Annotated in this window: 1 pseudogene; it reads right to left on the bottom strand. The window is 59.4% G+C overall.

Annotation, left to right across the window (positions count from 1 at the left end):
* Positions 1–572, bottom strand: a pseudogene (locus CFR71_RS16065) (IS630 family transposase); the annotation flags it as partial.

The following is a 572-nucleotide window of genomic DNA, read 5'->3' on the forward strand; positions in this document are numbered from 1 at the left end:
GACGAGCTGGTTCCAGGCATGGCAGGCGATATCAACGATATCGTCATAGGTTCTGAAGATCCTGTTTGAGAGCCATGTATTGCGCAGGAACTGCCAGAGATTTTCCACCGGGTTCAGTTCAGGAGCCCGGGGAGGCAGCGGGAGAATGGTGATATTGTAGGGAACATCCAGCTTCTGACTGGTATGCCATGCGGCCTGATCCACAATGAGGACGGCGTGAGCGCCCTGCGCGACCGTGCGTGAAATCTCCGCGAGATGGAGCTGCATGCCGTGCAGGTTGCAGACAGGGAGCACGAGGCCTGCGGCCGCTCCCTTTTCAGGACAGATGGCCCCGAAAATCCACGCGGATCTGGTGCGCAGGTCAGCAACGGCCCGGGGCCGGGTGCCCCGTTTCGCCCACCGTCGGGTCAGCTTCGTTTTCTGGCCGATCCGCGCCTCGTCAGACCACCAGATTTCGATATCTTTTCCGGGATGTCTGGACCTGATCGCCGCCATGACACCGGGGAACTCTTTTTAAAAATGTCCTGGGCTTCTGTATCCTGGCGATAGTGCCGTGGCCGGGCTGTCAGCAG

Origin of the sequence: Novacetimonas pomaceti (assembly GCF_003207955.1) — a bacterium.
GTDB classification, from domain to species: domain Bacteria; phylum Pseudomonadota; class Alphaproteobacteria; order Acetobacterales; family Acetobacteraceae; genus Novacetimonas; species Novacetimonas pomaceti.